Annotated in this window: 12 protein-coding genes and 1 tRNA gene; 5 read left to right on the forward strand and 8 right to left on the reverse strand. The window is 67.5% G+C overall.

Going from position 1 to position 14,813, the window contains the following annotated elements:
- Positions 1–74: 74 nt before the first annotated feature.
- Positions 75–269, reverse strand: coding sequence for a hypothetical protein (locus tag KA383_10865; GenBank protein MBP7746625.1), 195 nt, complete (start codon positions 267–269; stop codon positions 75–77).
- A gap of 153 nt (positions 270–422) precedes the next feature.
- On the opposite strand from KA383_10865, the gene KA383_10870 reads away from it, so the two are divergent.
- Positions 423–496, forward strand: a tRNA-Ile gene (locus KA383_10870).
- Between the two features lie 258 nt (positions 497–754).
- On the forward strand, positions 755–2,842 hold the full coding sequence (locus KA383_10875) for a DUF4139 domain-containing protein (protein ID MBP7746626.1): 2,088 nt from the start codon (positions 755–757) through the stop codon (positions 2,840–2,842).
- Between the two features lie 49 nt (positions 2,843–2,891).
- Here the strand turns inward: KA383_10875 and KA383_10880 are convergent, their stop codons facing one another.
- A complete protein-coding gene (locus tag KA383_10880; protein MBP7746627.1) occupies positions 2,892–3,299 on the reverse strand; it encodes a secondary thiamine-phosphate synthase enzyme YjbQ in 408 nt (135 codons plus the stop codon).
- The gene (locus KA383_10885) at positions 3,296–4,465 is read right to left on the reverse strand and encodes an endonuclease/exonuclease/phosphatase family protein (protein ID MBP7746628.1); all 1,170 of its coding nucleotides are present in this window, start codon (positions 4,463–4,465) and stop codon (positions 3,296–3,298) included. The genes KA383_10880 and KA383_10885 overlap by 4 nt, the downstream gene beginning before the upstream one ends.
- 137 nt (positions 4,466–4,602) lie before the next feature.
- Here KA383_10885 and mutM point away from each other — a divergent pair, with 137 nt between their 5' ends.
- Positions 4,603–5,496, forward strand: a complete 894-nt coding sequence (gene mutM / locus KA383_10890) for a DNA-formamidopyrimidine glycosylase (protein MBP7746629.1) — start codon at positions 4,603–4,605, stop codon at positions 5,494–5,496.
- On the opposite strand, the gene KA383_10895 is transcribed toward mutM, so the two are convergent.
- The gene (locus tag KA383_10895) at positions 5,420–6,679 is read right to left on the reverse strand and encodes a hypothetical protein (protein MBP7746630.1); all 1,260 of its coding nucleotides are present in this window, start codon (positions 6,677–6,679) and stop codon (positions 5,420–5,422) included. The genes mutM and KA383_10895 overlap by 77 nt on opposite strands.
- A 615-nt stretch (positions 6,680–7,294) precedes the next feature.
- Here KA383_10895 and asnB point away from each other — a divergent pair.
- Together asnB and KA383_10905 are read left to right on the forward strand one after the other, a co-directional pair.
- The gene (gene asnB, locus KA383_10900; protein MBP7746631.1) at positions 7,295–9,202 is read left to right on the forward strand and encodes an asparagine synthase (glutamine-hydrolyzing); all 1,908 of its coding nucleotides are present in this window, start codon (positions 7,295–7,297) and stop codon (positions 9,200–9,202) included.
- Positions 9,203–9,305: 103 nt separating this feature from the next.
- Positions 9,306–9,716 carry a FliM/FliN family flagellar motor switch protein gene (locus KA383_10905; GenBank protein ID MBP7746632.1) on the forward strand — a complete coding sequence of 137 codons (411 nt, stop codon included), beginning with the start codon at positions 9,306–9,308 and terminating at the stop codon, positions 9,714–9,716.
- A 6-nt stretch (positions 9,717–9,722) separates the two neighbouring features.
- On the opposite strand, the gene murJ is transcribed toward KA383_10905, so the two are convergent.
- The 4 genes from murJ to KA383_10925 are packed head-to-tail and all read right to left on the reverse strand — an operon-like array spanning position 9,723 to position 14,798.
- Complete coding sequence (murJ, locus tag KA383_10910; protein MBP7746633.1) at positions 9,723–11,390, reverse strand: murein biosynthesis integral membrane protein MurJ; 1,668 nt, start codon at positions 11,388–11,390, stop codon at positions 9,723–9,725.
- A 48-nt stretch (positions 11,391–11,438) separates the two neighbouring features.
- The gene (locus tag KA383_10915; GenBank protein ID MBP7746634.1) at positions 11,439–12,956 is read right to left on the reverse strand and encodes a glycosyltransferase family 39 protein; all 1,518 of its coding nucleotides are present in this window, start codon (positions 12,954–12,956) and stop codon (positions 11,439–11,441) included.
- The gene (gene gmd / locus KA383_10920) at positions 12,949–14,001 is read right to left on the reverse strand and encodes a GDP-mannose 4,6-dehydratase (GenBank protein MBP7746635.1); all 1,053 of its coding nucleotides are present in this window, start codon (positions 13,999–14,001) and stop codon (positions 12,949–12,951) included. The genes KA383_10915 and gmd overlap by 8 nt, the downstream gene beginning before the upstream one ends.
- Positions 13,986–14,798, reverse strand: a complete 813-nt coding sequence (locus KA383_10925) for a methyltransferase domain-containing protein (GenBank protein MBP7746636.1) — start codon at positions 14,796–14,798, stop codon at positions 13,986–13,988. Before KA383_10925 ends, gmd begins: the two co-directional genes overlap by 16 nt.
- Positions 14,799–14,813 lie beyond the last annotated feature (15 nt).

Raw genomic sequence — 14,813 nt, forward strand, 5'->3', positions numbered from 1 at the left:
TCGCGCTGCGGTGGCCAACCGGGCGGCGCGGGCGCCGGAGTTGCTCGTATGCGCCGCCGCGCTGTCCGACGCGGTCAGGGGCCGGTCGTGTCATTCAGCGGCGGCAGGCCCAGCGCGTCGCGGGCCGCGTCGATGATGATCGGGTTCACCACGTTAAAGAAGCCAGTGATGATGGACCGGTTGGCGATCGCGATGCATTCGCCGGTCGCCAGCAGCGGCAGCGTGCAGACGGCGATCAGAAGGAAGCGCGGAATTCGTCGAGTACGCATAGCCAGCCTCGCCCCGCGGCCGGATCGCCCGACCGGCGGGGCGATTGTACGCCTGCGGCGGAAGCGAAGAAAGCTTCGCGCCACGGGCTGGCGGGGTCATAATAGGGTGCGCATGGCGGCGGGCGCGCCGGAACCCCGGCAACCGGCCAGTGCGGGCCCATAGCTCAGTTGGTTAGAGCAGCGGACTCATAATCCGTTCGTCGCAGGTTCGAGTCCTGCTGGGCCCAGTGAGTCTTCGCGCGCGTTGGCATCGTGTGGCGCGCTGGTGGGGCCATGGCGGGCGCTTCAGGCTCTGAAACCCCTTCCGCGGCTCCGCGCCTTCGCCTCCGTGGCTACGTGCCTCAGTGCCTTACCCTGCGTGGCTGCGCAGCTTCGTGACTCACTTCCGGGAACTATCCGCAACCTTGAGCGTCAGATATCCTACAACTATCGGGCTGACGTGCCGGCGGTGGCCGGGCGCGTTCCCTGCAACCAGGAGGCTCGCGATGAACCGGATTGCGCCAGTGTTTCTCAGCGTGCTGCTGCCCCCCGCCCTGCCCCTCGCCGCCGCCGACAAGGTCGATCTGCCCGTCACGCGGGTCGCCCTGTTCTCCAGCGGCGTCGGCTACTTCGAATGCGACACGATGGTCAAGGGCAGCGCCCAGGCCGAGCTGAAGTTCCGCACCGACCAGATCAATGACATCATCAAGTCGATGGTCGTGCAGGATTTCAGCGGCGGAAAGATCGGCGCCATCAGCTACGCCTCGCAGGACCCGATCGAGAAGACGTTACGCAGCTTCGGCGTCGACCTGACCGGCAAGCCGACGCTCGGCCAGCTTCTCGATCAGCTTCGCGGCGAGCCGGTCGAACTCGCCGGTCCGCGAGCCATCAAGGGGATCATCGTCGGCGTCGAAAAGGCACCCGTGCTCGGCCCGGACGGCAGGACGCTCCAGGAGATCGAACGCCTCACCGTGCTCACCGAGACCGGCCTCCAGCAGATCGAACTGGCGCAGATTCAGGGCTTGAAGCTGACGAGTGAGAAGGTGGACGGCGAGCTGCGCAAAGCTCTCGCGACGCTCGCCACCGGCCACGACGCCGACAAGAAGAGCGTCGTCATCAGCTTTGACGGCCAGGGCGACCGCCAAGTCCGCGCCGCGTACCTACTCGAAGCACCAATCTGGAAAACGAGCTACCGGCTCGTGCTGTCCGACGAGAAGGACAAGAAGCCGTTCGTGCAAGGCTGGGCCACGGTCGAGAACGCGACCGAGGAAGACTGGAGCAACGTCCGGCTGTCGCTGGTTTCGGGCCGGCCGATCTCGTTCCGGATGGATTTGTACACGCCGCTGTATGTGCCGCGGCCCCTGGAGACGTTGCAGCTCTACGCGTCGCTGCGTCCGCCGGAGTACGCCGGGGGGTTCGCCGGGAAGCCCGCCGAGGACGCCGCCGAGCAGGAATTCGTAGCGGGCGGGCGGATGAAGATGGCCCGCCCGAGCCGCGGGCGCGCGCCGGCTGCGGCGGCTTCGCCGGCGGAGCCGACCCCAGCGCTGGAAAGTCTCGGCTACGTTGCCGGCGCGGAGCGTCACGCCGGCATCGCACTGGACAACGCCGGCGTAGCGTCCGTCGCGACGGCGCTGGAGGCGGGCGAGCTGTTCGCGTACCACATCGATGCGCCGGTCTCCATTCCGCGCCAGCACTCCGCCATGTTGCCGATCGTCAACCAGGCGATCGACGCGACGAAGGTCAGCATCTTCAATCCGGCGACGCACCCGAAGTACCCGCTGAACGGCCTGGAACTGAAGAACACGACCGGGCTGAACCTCATGCAGGGGCCGGTGACGGTCTTCGACGCGAACCTCTACGCTGGCGATGCGAAACTGCCGGACTTGAAGCCGGACGAGAAGCGCCTGGTGGCGTACGCGCTGGACCTTTCGACCGAGATTCTGACGAAGCAGAAGCCGCAGCCGGACGAGCTGGTCAGCCTGAAGATCGCGAAGGGCGTGCTCTGGCAACGGCGGAAGTTCGTCGACAGCCGCGAGTACGAGATCAAGAACAAGGCGGACAAGGACCGCACGCTCGTGCTGGAGCAGGCGTACACCGAGGACTGGAAGCTGATCGAGCCAAAGGAACCGTATGAGCGGGCACAGAACCTGCTGCGGTTCAAGGTGGCGGTACCGGCGCAGAAGACCGTGTCGCAGAACGTCGTGCTGGAGCGTGTCGCCGATCAGCAGATCGCGCTGACGAACGTGGGGCTGGATGATATCCGCATCTACCTGCGGGCGCAGGTGATCTCACCCAAGGTGAAGGAGGCGCTGGAGAAGGTCATCGCCCTGCGAACCGAGCTGGACGAGGTTGCCCGGCAGCGGGGGCGGCTCGAGAAGCAACAGGAAGAGGCGGTCGCGGAGCAGGCCCGCATTCGCGAGAATTTGAAGACGCTCGACAAGAGCACGGACGCGTACCAGCGGCAGCTCAAGTCCTTCGACGAGGTGGACGCGCGGATCGTCGCCTCGCGCCAGGAGATCTCGAACAAGCGCGACCAGGAAGAGCAGAAGCGCAAGGCGCTGGAGAGCTACCTGCTGTCGCTGGACGTGGAGTAGCGAACCCCCTCCCCCCTCCCTGGGAGGGAGGAGAGTTCTGATGGCGGCCTCACGCGCCGACGTGTATCAGCACGTGGCGTGTGCCGCCGCGATGGCGATGCTCCCACACATAGATGCCTTGCCATGTGCCCAGCCCCAGCCGGCCGTTGACAATGGGGATGGACAGGCTTGTTGCCGTCAGCGCCGCCTTGATATGCGCCGGCATGTCATCCACGCCTTCGGTCGCGTGCGTGTAGAGCGACTCATCCTCCGGCACCAGCCGGCTTAGCCACTGCTCCAGATCGTGCCGCGCTGATGGATCGGCGTTTTCCTGGATCGTCAGGCTCGCCGAAGTGTGCTGAATGAGCAGCGTGCACAGCCCCTCGCGCACGCCGGCCGCCCCGACGACCGCGGCCACATCGGCCGTGATCTCGAAGAGCCCCTGGCCGTGCGTCCGGATGCTGAGCTGCTGAATCATTCGCCGGGCTCGTCGAGGACGCGCGTGGTCACACGGAAATCGACCACCAGTGGGAGATGGTCATACTCCTTCCCCACGTCGTCCGCCGTGACGTCGAACTTCTGGAGGCCGGTCGCCCGCAGGTCCTCCTCGGTCATGGTCGAGGTGTCGAGGGCGAACTTCTTCACAACGTCCATCACGCTGTCCGAGTAGATGACGTAGTCCAGCCGGCCGGGCGCCCACTGGTCGTTGTCGTTCCGCCAGGTCCAGTCGTCCGTGCCAGTCACATTGTGCAGCGGGCGGGCGTCAGTGAGCGGCGTGTCATCCCAGTCGGGCGCGAAATCGGGGCCGTACTTCGTTTCATCCTGGATATCGCCGCTCAGCAGCGTCTCGATCGGCTGCACGCTGCCGACGATATTGAGGTCGCCAACGATCACGAGCGCCGTCGCCTTCGGCAGGTCAAGCTTGCCGCCCGGCGTGCGGGCGTCGCGGAGCCAGGCCGCGAGCGCGTCGGCCTGCTGCTGCCGCAGCGGGTCGTTCTTCTCCGCGTCGCAGCACTTGAAGTGGTTGTTGAGGATGTACAGATCCACGTTGAAGTCCTCGTCCGGCAGATCGACGAGCGCGAGGGCCAGCTTGCGCTCGCCGGGCGGATCGAGGGCGTCGGCGGTCATTTTCAGCGGGTATTTGCTGACGGTAACGCAGTCGCTGCCCTGCCAGCCATGCCAGGTCGCGCCCTTCGGCAGCGGCGCGATCTGATTCATGAGCTTGACCACGTGGTCCGCCGTCCACTTGCGCGCGTCGGACTTGTCGCGGTCCTGCGGATGCAGGCCGACCTCCTGCAGGGCGAGGATGTCGGGGTTCAGGGCCGGCATCAGCCGGGCGAACTTGGCAGCCGCATTCGCGGACACGTCGGGAAAGATGCTGTTCCAGCCGACGTTGTAGCAGACCAGCCGGAGGTCGAGCAGGTCTTCGCGATCGATGAACGTGCCGGTCGGGCGGCCGAGGATTACGGTCGGCGCGGCGGTGGCCGGTGCGGTGCCGGCCGGCGGCGGCGTTGTGGCAGGCACCGCGCGGGGCGTCGGCGGCTGGCTGCGTTCGCAGCCGGCCGCCAGCGCCAGGCAGAGGCTGAAGCCGGTGACACAGCCTCGGAACGTTCCACGGCAGGCGGGGGTGCGTACAGGCAGCATCGATGTCGTCCTTGTTCTGGTGACCGATTGCGGATGCCTGCGTATACGCGATCCGCCGGCGCATCGTCAAGTCAGCGGCGGTCGGACCGGGGTGTGGCCCCGTCGCCGGCGGGCCGGCGGTGGCATAAAATGACCCGATGCCCGAGCTGCCCGAGGTCGAAACCATCGTACGCATGTATCGTCCGCGCCTCGAGGGGCGGCGAATCCGCGCGTTCGCGACCCGCTGGGCGAAGAACTGCAAGCCTAGCGCAAAGGACGTGCGCTGTGCGCTCGTCGGTCAGACCATCGTGCGGTTGACGCGGCGGGCGAAGTGGATCGTCTTCGGTCTCGGCGACGGCAGCCACCTCCTGGTCCACCTGCGCATGAGCGGCCGATTCGCGTGGGCCGCCGAGCAGCGCTGGCCGCCGCAACACATCCGCGCCACCTGGGACCTGGATGACGGTCACCGGCTGCTGTTCTGCGACGCGCGCAAGTTCGGGCGGATCGTCCACACGCGGGACCTCGCCGCTGCCACGGCCGACCTGGGCCCGGAGCCACTGGGGCGCGGGTTCACGCCGGGGCGGCTGGGCGAGCTGTTGCAGGGCCGGCGGCGACAGCTCAAGCCGCTGCTGCTCGATCAGGCGGTCATCGCCGGCCTGGGCAATATCTACACGGATGAAGCCCTGTTTCGCGCCGGCCTGCATCCCCTGACGCGCGCGGATCAGCTCACGCCGGGCGACGTGCGGCGATTGCACAGTGCCATTCGCGCTGTCCTGCGCCTGGCCGTCCGCAATCATGGCACGTCGATTGACTGGATCTACCCGGATGGGTGGATGCAACGGCGCCTGGCGGTGTACGGCCGCACGGGCGAACCCTGCCGGCAGTGCGGTACACCGATCGTCGCCCTGCGTGTTGCCCAGCGCGGCACGCACATCTGCCCTGAATGTCAGCCGCCGCACGGATCGCCCCGGCGGGTCAGCGCGGCGAACCTGAAGTCGACTGACGGGACCCGGCTGCGATCCAGTGCCACAACTCGGCGCCCGCGAGAATGAGCAGGATCCAGTCGATTGGCACGCGATACCGCGACATGTAGGTAACGAGGTAGTAAATGAGGGGGAAGGTCGCGAGGGGGATCAACAGCGCAGCACGCTGCGGAACGGTCATCCGTGGCAGTGCCCGCCGTGCCCCCAGCGCCGCGAGGAGAGTCAACACCGATACGGCCGCCACATTCCACGGTTTGTGCAGCGATCCGCACCAGAAGTGAACGAAACGCGCGGCGGTCAGCGTGAGAAACTCGCGTGGATTGCGCCACATCCAATCCAGCGCCGCGCCGCGCGCCTGCCGCATGTACTCCATCTCCCCGATTTCCGCCAACCGTCGCGCTTCGTCCCGGTTGCAGCCCGGGTGGCGCATGCGCGCACCCTCTCGCGCATCCAGGACTTCGATGTCGGCCGCCGCGCCCGGGTGGTTGCCCATCCGTAGTTCGAGCCCGAAGTTGCTGCGGATAAAGAAGAAGTCGTGGAATGCGACGTAGTTCCGCCAGGCCCAGGGGACACAGCTCAGGACGACTCCCACCACCATGACCGCCGCGCCGCGCCACTTCTGCGGGTCGCGGCGCCACCACAGCTCGAACACGAGGCAACCCGCCAGCACGATCACGAACGGCGGCGACACATGGAACGACGCGCCCCAGGCAATTCCCAGGAGCAGCGAACTCATCGCCGAGCTATGCGGCCGCTTCCACCGCCGAATCACCGCAACCAGCAACAACGCAAGCCAGATCGCCGCGTATTGCTCGTCCCAAGCGCAGTGGACCTCCCCCATCCAGCGCCGGGGAATCACCGCGCCGACCAAGCCGCTGACGACACCGGCGGGAGCCCCGACACCCATGCGGGCCGCCACCCAGGGCAGCATGGCGTAACTGACCGAGTACCCCAGGATGATGATGACGCAGCGCACGTACTCGGCCGTCAGGGTGAGGCCGCAGAGGCGATAGAGCAGCGCGATCAGGCCAGTGTAGATCGGCAGCGGATGCGCAGTTGGCCCGGTCGGCAGCACGTAGGGATCGGCGTACTGCCCGCGCTCGACGAGCGAGCGGGCCACAGCTCCCAACTCAGAGAACCGCTCGGGGTAGCGCTCCAACGGGACCAACGTCAGCAGGTACGCGCGCACTGCAAACGCCAGCAGGAAAATGAGAACAAACCCCCAGACCGGCGAACGGGCAAGCCAATTCACGATAGCCCGCACCGCGGTCATCTGGTCCCCGCTCGGCGCAGCGCGCCCCGCTCCCACGCGCCCCAAGCGAATCCAGGGCACGTTCCACAAAGCGTATGGTAAACGTGTCAATCGCGTGTCGGCAAGCGAGTGGACACCCGACGGACTCGACGGGGCCGATACGCCGGGATTGAGAGCAAGCAAGTCAGGCACGCGTCCACCCAGCAGCCGCAGGATCACCGATGCCGCGTCTCACCCGACGGGAAGTCCTGCGCCTGAGCGGGGAGGCGGGCCTGCTGGCAGGGCTCGTCAATGAATGTCCGAGACCGACTCGGGTCATGGACGGTGCTGGCGAGTCCCGATCGCGTGGCACTGGACGCCACCGCCACCCGCATCATTGGCCGGGGCGCCGAGCAGGCGGAGCACCTGGTCCGCGCTTGACAACAAGGCGTCGGGCAGATCCAGGCGGACCCAATCGAGCTGGTCGGGGCTACGCTGGACGGGCTGCGCATGCCTTGGCAACCGGCGGATCGCACCGCAAGATTCCTCGAAGTGACCATTCCGGGCATCCATCTGCTGACAAGCGCCTGATTCACGGCCCTTGGTTCGCGGGCCTGCGCGGTAGATAATCCCGGCGTGTGCGGCATAGCCGGCATCCTGAGCCTGACTCCCGACAAGCGCGTCGCGCCCGCAGCGCTGGCGACGATGGCCGCGCAGCTTGTGCACCGCGGACCCGACGACGACGGGCAGTACCTCGACCCGCAGGGCCGCTGCGGATTCGCGTTTCGCCGGCTTTCAATCATCGATCTCGCCGGCGGACATCAGCCAATCACGAATGAAGCTGGCACCGTCCAGGTCATGCTCAATGGCGAGATCTACAACTTCCGCGCGCTGCGGGCGGAACTCGAAGCCCAGGGACACCGCTTCGCCACGCGGGCCGACAGCGAGGTCATCGCCCACCTCTACGAGCAAGTCGGCGAAGCGTGCTTCAACCGACTCGCCGGCATGTTCGCGATTGCCATTTGGGATGAGGCCCGGGGGCGGCTGCTGTTGGCCCGCGACCGCTTCGGCAAGAAACCACTGACCTATGCCATCCATGACGACTGCCTGTACTTCGCGAGCGAGGCGAAGGCGATCCTGGCGCTGCCGGGCCTGCCGCGCGAACTCGATCCGCAGTCGCTGCACCGCTACCTGGTCTTTCAGTATGTGCCCGCGCCGCACTCGATCTATCGCGGCTTCCGCAAGCTGCCGCCGGCACATTTCCTTGATCTCCCGGCGGCACAACCCGCCGTCTCCCGGCCGCAGTGCTACTGGCAGGTCCCCGCGGAACCCTTCACCGGCACATACGCCGACGCCCGCGTGCGGCTCGGCGAACTGCTGACCGCCGCCGTCGAGCGGCGACTCATCGCGGATGTGCCGCTCGGCGCGTTTCTCTCCGGCGGTATTGACTCGTCCATCGTCGTCGCGCTGATGCGAAAGCTCGGCGTTTCGCCCTTGCGGACATTCACGATCGGTTTCGCTGACGCGCGCTATGACGAGACGGCGTACGCGCGGCTGGTCGCCGAGCGCTTTCAGACCGAGCATCACGAGCATGTCGTGACGCCGCAGGCACGCGAAATTCTCGACACGCTCGCCTGGCACTACGACGAGCCGTTCGCCGATTCGTCCGCGATTCCGACTTACTACGTGTCACGCTGGACGCGTCAATCCGTGACGGTCGCCCTGACCGGCGATGCCGGCGACGAGTGCTTTGCGGGCTATGATCGCTATCGCGCCGCGCAGCTCGCCGCCCGGCTGGACTGGATCCCGGTCGGCATGCGCCGCGCGCTGGCCGGCGCCGGAACTGCCCTGCCCCACAGCCAGCCGCGCACGCTCAGCAATCGCCTGTACCGCTTCGCGGCCGCGCTGGCCGAGTCGCCCGCGCAGCGCTACCTGGCCTGGGTCAACGTGTTTCCGCCGGCGCTGCTGGCGGCCGGCTATCGCCCGGAGTTCCGCGCGGCGCTGGACTTCGATGAGCCGAGCCGGTGGTTCCGTGAGTTGTACGGCTCCGGAACGGGTCCGGCGCCGGAGCGGGCGATCCACGCCGACTTTGCCAGCTACCTCCCGTATGACCTGCTCACGAAAGTCGACAGCGCGTCGATGGCGTGCAGCCTGGAGTGCCGCGTGCCGTTCCTTGACCATGAGCTCGTCGCGTTCGCGCGCAGCCTGCCGCTGAGATGGCGGCTCGGCGCTGCGGGTGGGAAACGCATCCTCAAGGACTGGGCGCGCGACCTGCTGCCCGCCGAACTCCTCAACCGGCCTAAAATGGGTTTTGGCGTGCCGGTCGGAGCGTGGTTTCGCACCGAGTTACAGGACCTTGTGCGTGAGCGACTGCTCGCGGCCGACAGCTTGCTCGCCCGCGTCTTTCGCCCGCCATGGCTCGCTGAACTCGTGAATGCACACATTTCCGGACGTGCCAACCACGAGCATCGGCTCTGGGCGCTGCTGATGCTGGAGCTTTGGCACCAGCGCTGGAACCCCGTGTGCAGCCTCGACGGTCCCTGAATCTTAGCTCGCGCGGGAATCAGTCCGATGGTGACGGTATGAGTCGGACGCGCCGCGGGCACCTGAGTCGCCCGGCGCGCGGCGGCCCGACCCGGCGTGCGACATGATCATTGACCAGTCGGAAATCGACTCGTTGCTGGAGGAAGCCAGCGGACTGGCGGCGGAGGCCGCGGATACGACGACGATGGCGCCGGCTCCACCGGCGCCCCCACCCGCGCCGACCCCGTGCACCTTCAAGATGCCGACCGATCCCAACGTGCGCCGGCTGCTGCGGCTGCGCGTGCCGGTGATCGTTCAGCTCGCCTCCCGCCCCATGCCGATCTCGAACGTGCGCGACTTGTCGGTGGGTGCGATCATCGAGTTCGAGAAGTCGGTGGAAGACCCGCTCGACCTGCTGATCAACAACCGGCTGATCGGGCAGGGCCAGTGCGTGAAGGTCGGCGAGAATTTCGGCCTGCGGGTGACGCGGATCTGCGACACGGCCCAGCGCATCCGCTCGATGGGCGGCGATTGACCTAACTCACGCCGGGGGTGCCGCGCTTCGCCGCCACCGTCGTGGCCAGAGCAAGGCGATTTCGTGCAGCCGCATCAGCCACGCGGCCCCAACGTACACCCCCGTGCCGATCATGAGCAAGCCCAGTGTCTCGGCGGCCCGGGCCGCCAGCCGACTGGGCACGTGCGCCGTCAGCGCGCCCCAACCCGGCTGCACGGCCGCGACCAGCACGCCGGTCACCACGCCTGCCAGCACGATCCAGAGCAGCGCCAGAATCGTGGCGCGATCCAGCAGCGCCACACCGATCCGCCGCTGGAGCAGAACCAGCCCGATCACGATCGAAAGCGACGAGGTCGTCACGGAGCTGACGGCAAACGCGGCCTCGCGGATGGCGTCGAACCAGATCAGGCTGACATTCAGCGCCACGTTGACTGGGAGCAGAACTGCGCTGATGGTCAGCGGCGTGCGTACATCGCCTACGCTGTAGAACGCGCGCAGGACGATGTGCTGGGCGCAGAAGGCCCACAGCCCGAAGCCATAGCACGCGACCACGTAGCTTGTCCGCACCGTGTCTTCCGGCGTGAAGTGGCCGCGCTCGAAGAGCAGCCGGGTCAGCGCCTGCGGGATCACGATCATCATGACACCCGCGAGCACGCCTTCGAAGACAGCCAGCCTTAGCGACTGTCGTACCTCGGCGACCCACGCGGGCCATTCCTGGCGCGCTGCGAGCCGACTGAACGCGGGCAGTGCCGCCGTGGCGAGCGAAATCACGAGCACGCCGAGCGGGAACTGGTACAGGCGCTGGGCGTAGGTGATGGCAGAGAGGGCGCCTTCGGTCAGGGGGTAGGTGAACGTCCAGCCCAGCACCGTGGCGGTGTGCGGGGTCCCTGCGACGTGCGTGAGCATCGTGCAGACCTGGGCATCCAGGAAGACGCCGAAGGCCAGCACGCCCTGCCCCAGCGCGACCGGCACGAGCAGGCGGAGCATGTGCTGCACCGTCGAATCGCGCCATGTCAGATCCCACCTGAGCCGCACGCCGTTTGCGCGCAACGCCGGCACCAGGAAAATAATCTGCAGGACGCCGGAGACCACCACGGCCAGCGCCACGACGTAGACCTGGCGCGTGGGCTGCGCGGGATAGAGCATGGGGCCCAGCCACGCGATGGCGGTGATCATGCCGACATTGAGCACGATGGAGGTCAACGCCGCCGGTACGAAGCTGCCGATGCAGTTCAGCAGGCTCGACAGCAGGGCCACGACGCAGATGGTCAGCATGAACGGCAGCATCAGGACAGTCAGTGACAGCAGCAACTGGCGGGCAGCGGCGTGCTCGGCATCGAGCGGTGCCAGCCACCAGATGGCAGCGATGATCAGCGCGATCGCCATGATGACGAGCACGAGCGTGACGGTCATCAGGGCCAGCGTGCGGGCCAACAGTTTCCAAGCGGCTTCCCGGCCTTCGTTTTCGAGCGTCCGCGTGAACGTCGGGACAAAGACCGGCGCCATGGCTCCTTCGCCCAGCAGCCGGCGGAAGAGGTTCGGAAACTGGAACGCGTAGGCGAAGGCGTCCTGCACCCAGCCCAGGCCGAACGCCTGCGCGAGCAGGATGTCGCGCACCAGCCCGGTGATGCGTGAGATCAGCGTGCAGATCGCGATGAGTTTGGCGTGCGAGACGACGCTGCGCTGTGCGGACATGGGGCGGATGATAGCCGGGAGCGACGCCGTGACCAATGGCCGGCCGTGCTACGGCGGCGTCGCGGGGGCGGGCGTCGGAGCGGACGCCGGCCCGCTGGTGGCCGGCGGCAGCGGGGCGCGTGCGTACCAGCCGCGATCGATCCGGGCCTTGTCAACATAGACTCCGGCTACCATGACGGCCACCGCAAGTGCGCCTTTTATGTAGCGGCTGTTGCGCCCGCCGCCGAGCTCGCGTGTTCCGAACATGATGTCCGCCAGCAGCGCCCCGAGACAGATCAGCAGCAGCGGGTCCGAGACGACCCGATACCGCTCGACGAACGCCGTCAGGCACAGGCCCGCGCAATACGAGCACACCGGCAGCGTGACGAGGCCGAACCGGCGGTAGCGCACGAGAGCCCCGATGAACGCCAAGAGGACCACTGGTGCCACGGCCCGGCGCAACCGCTCTTCCGTGCGCCAGTTCCAGTCGATGACGGACTGTGCATGCTGGCGCTGCGCCGGCCTGCCCTGGTGGTGCCGGTCCCATTGCAGCATGGCGGCGTCGATGTCGGGCGTCGGCCACCAGTAGCGGTTGGCGAAATCGTCCACGGACTTGCCGAAGAAACGCAGCAGGCGGATCCCGCATAGCTCCGCGTAGCGCTGGGGCTTGGCGCGTACCCAGTCCAGTGCGCGCTCAAAGTAGAGCTGACTCACGGCAACCTCGCCCAGGCCCTTGCCCTCGGAGACGTCGACCGCACTGCTGCCGCCGTCGTGCGTCGACGGGTTGTTGCCCCACCACAAAGCCACGCCGGCCTGCGTCGAGAACGTCAGCGGCCCCAAGCCCAGGCGGTAGTTGCGGATCAGCCACGGCGACAGGGCCACCGCCATGCCGACGACGAGCCCCATGGGTGCCGGCCAGCGCCAGGCCCGCCGTTCGAAATCTCGCAGCGCCACCAGTAGCAACCCCGGCGCAAAGAACAGGTTGGACGGCCGCACCAGCATCAACAACCCAAAGACGAGACCCGCCGCCAGGAACCCGAGGACGGCTGGTCGGCCCACACGGCTGTGCGCCCGCGCGCAGAGGAACACGCACAACAGCAAGAGCGGCGTCGCGAGATTCTCGGAGACCAGTACCGGCACGTAAATGACCGAGGTCGGCCAGACCGCGTGGAGCAGGCCCGCGATCAGGGCGGTCCGCGGCGAAGCCACCCGCCCTGCGATCAGTGTGACGAGCGCGGTGCAGGAGCCGCCGAACGCCGCGTGAAACAGCCACGCGGCCCGGAGGTTCTCGCCGAAGACCGCGTACACCCCGGCGAGGAACGCCGGGTACGCCGGCGTGCGGTACGCGCGGCCGTGACTGTGCCGGAATTCGCCCGTCTTGAGCCAGTTGAGCGCCATCGTGTGGTAGCCACGACAATCGCTGACCGGCGTAACCGTCGCCAGGGTCGCCCAACCGAGGCGCAGGATGAGCGCGAAGAGGAACAGCCGCCAGGCCAGGCGCCGGACCTGGCGCCCGGTGTCCGGCGGCGGCTGCGGCGTGGAAGTGGGAACGCTCCCCGCCGCCGCGTCCGCGGCGGTGCTACTCACAACCCCCTCCCGTCCCGGGCGCGCTGGGGGGCGCGCCGCGCCGGCCCTTCGTCTGGGCGTAGTACTCGCGCTCGGCGAGGTCCAGGTCCGCGTCGACCATCATCTGGACGAGTTCCTTGAAGCGCACCTTGGGCTCCCAGCCGAGGACCTGGCGCGCCTTGCGCGGGTCAGCCAGCAGCACGTCGACTTCCGTCGGCCGGAAGTAGCGCGGGTCCGTCTTGACGAAATCGTGGTAGTCAAGCTGCAAGCGGCCGAACGCCTGCTCGCACAGCTCGCGCACGGAGTGCGACTCGCCCGTGCCCACCACGAAGTCGTCGGGCTGGGTGTGCCGCATCATGCGGTGCATCGCGTCGACGAAATCGCCGGCGAAGCCCCAGTCGCGCTTGGCTTCCAGGTTGCCGAGGTAAACCTCTTTCTGAAGGCCGACCTTGATGCGCGCCGCCGCCCGCGTCACCTTGCGCGTCACGAACGTTTCGCCGCGGCGTGGCGACTCATGGTTGAACAGGATCCCGTTCACCGCGAACAGGCCGTACGCCTCGCGGTAGTTACGCGTCACGTAGTAGGCGAAGATCTTCGCCGCCGCGTAGGGGCTGCGCGGCTCGAACGGCGTCTGCTCGTGGATCGGCCCGCTGGTCGCGTTGCCGAACATCTCGCTGCTGGAGGCCTGGTAGAAACGCACCTGGGGGTTCACGTCGCGGATGCACTCCAGGAGGCGCAGGGCCCCCAGACCACCGACATCCGCCGTGAATTCCGGTTGGTCGAAGCTGACGCGCACGTGCGACTGGGCGCCCAGGTTGTACACCTCGTCGGGCATGACCTGCGTCATGATGCGGCGCAGGCTGGTCCCGTCCCCCAGGTCGCCATAATGCAGGCGAACCCGCACCGGCGCCTCGTGCACGTCTTGGTACAGGTGCTCGATCCGGCCGGTGTTGAACGAGCTGCTGCGGCGAATGATGCCGTGCACCTCGTAGCCCCTGCTCAGCAGCAGCTCGCACAAATATGAGCCATCCTGCCCGGTGATGCCCGTAATCAGTGCGGTTGGCATACGTCCTCCGCAGCAGTGCGCGTCAGCGCGATCAGCGCGAACATGGCCAGGTGGTCCATCCACGCACCCAGGGCCCGCTCGACCCGGCGCCACGCCCCGAACGTCCAGCGCGGTGTCAGGCCGCGCAGCGACATGCCGCCGGACAGAAGATACCGCATCGGCATCATTGGTTCCACGGAGCGGATCCGCCATTGCGGGAACTCGCGCTCGAATTGGGCGCGGTCGCGGCAAAAGACGATCCACGGCAGTGCGCCGTTGGCGCCTGAGAGCGGACCGGCCGGCGGGAACTCCCACTCGGCGGCGTCGGGCGCAAATGGCTCGTGGTGCAGGCGCGTGTAGACGAACCGCGACCAAGCCGTGATCCACGGCTCGATCATCACCACGGCTCCACCCGGGGCGACGCAGCGCGCGGCCGCCGCGAAGAACGTGCGGACGCGCGGGAGGTGGTGCAGGACATCAATCATGACGATGGCCCGTAGGCTGCGTGGCGGAAAGTCGAGCGTCTGCGCATCGACGACGCGGTCCACGCCGGGGCAGGGAAAGACCTCGGAGGTGATCACGCCGGGAATGCGGTCGGGCATGAAGCCCGCCCCGCTGCCGAGTTCGAGCACCGGCAGGTCACCGCCCGGCAGCTTGGCGGCGATGGCCTCGTACCATTCCTCGTAGATTCGCCGCAGGAACGGTTTGTGGCGCAGGACGTGCCGGCGCAACTCCGTGGTGCGCGGATCATCGAGGTCGCGGCCGCGTGTGAGGGGCTCGGCGAGCCAGGCCTTCAGATGCGCCACGGCGCTGCGCATGCCTGCGTCTCCACC

This window comes from Phycisphaerae bacterium (genome assembly GCA_017999985.1).
Classification (GTDB): domain Bacteria; phylum Planctomycetota; class Phycisphaerae; order UBA1845; family Fen-1342; genus JAGNKU01.

Excerpts from the sequence above, each read along its gene's own strand:
- gmd (MBP7746635.1), bottom strand. The coding sequence starts at position 14,001 with ATGCCAACCGCACTGATTACGGGCATCACCGGGCAGGATGGCTCATAT.
- KA383_10875 (MBP7746626.1), top strand. The coding sequence starts at position 755 with ATGAACCGGATTGCGCCAGTGTTTCTCAGCGTGCTGCTGCCCCCCGCC.
- murJ (MBP7746633.1), bottom strand. The coding sequence starts at position 11,390 with ATGTCCGCACAGCGCAGCGTCGTCTCGCACGCCAAACTCATCGCGATC.
- KA383_10905 (MBP7746632.1), top strand. The coding sequence starts at position 9,306 with ATGATCATTGACCAGTCGGAAATCGACTCGTTGCTGGAGGAAGCCAGC.
- KA383_10925 (MBP7746636.1), bottom strand. The coding sequence starts at position 14,798 with ATGCGCAGCGCCGTGGCGCATCTGAAGGCCTGGCTCGCCGAGCCCCTC.
- mutM (MBP7746629.1), top strand. The coding sequence starts at position 4,603 with ATGCCCGAGCTGCCCGAGGTCGAAACCATCGTACGCATGTATCGTCCG.
- KA383_10880 (MBP7746627.1), bottom strand. The coding sequence starts at position 3,299 with ATGATTCAGCAGCTCAGCATCCGGACGCACGGCCAGGGGCTCTTCGAG.
- KA383_10885 (MBP7746628.1), bottom strand. The coding sequence starts at position 4,465 with ATGCTGCCTGTACGCACCCCCGCCTGCCGTGGAACGTTCCGAGGCTGT.
- KA383_10865 (MBP7746625.1), bottom strand. The coding sequence starts at position 269 with ATGCGTACTCGACGAATTCCGCGCTTCCTTCTGATCGCCGTCTGCACG.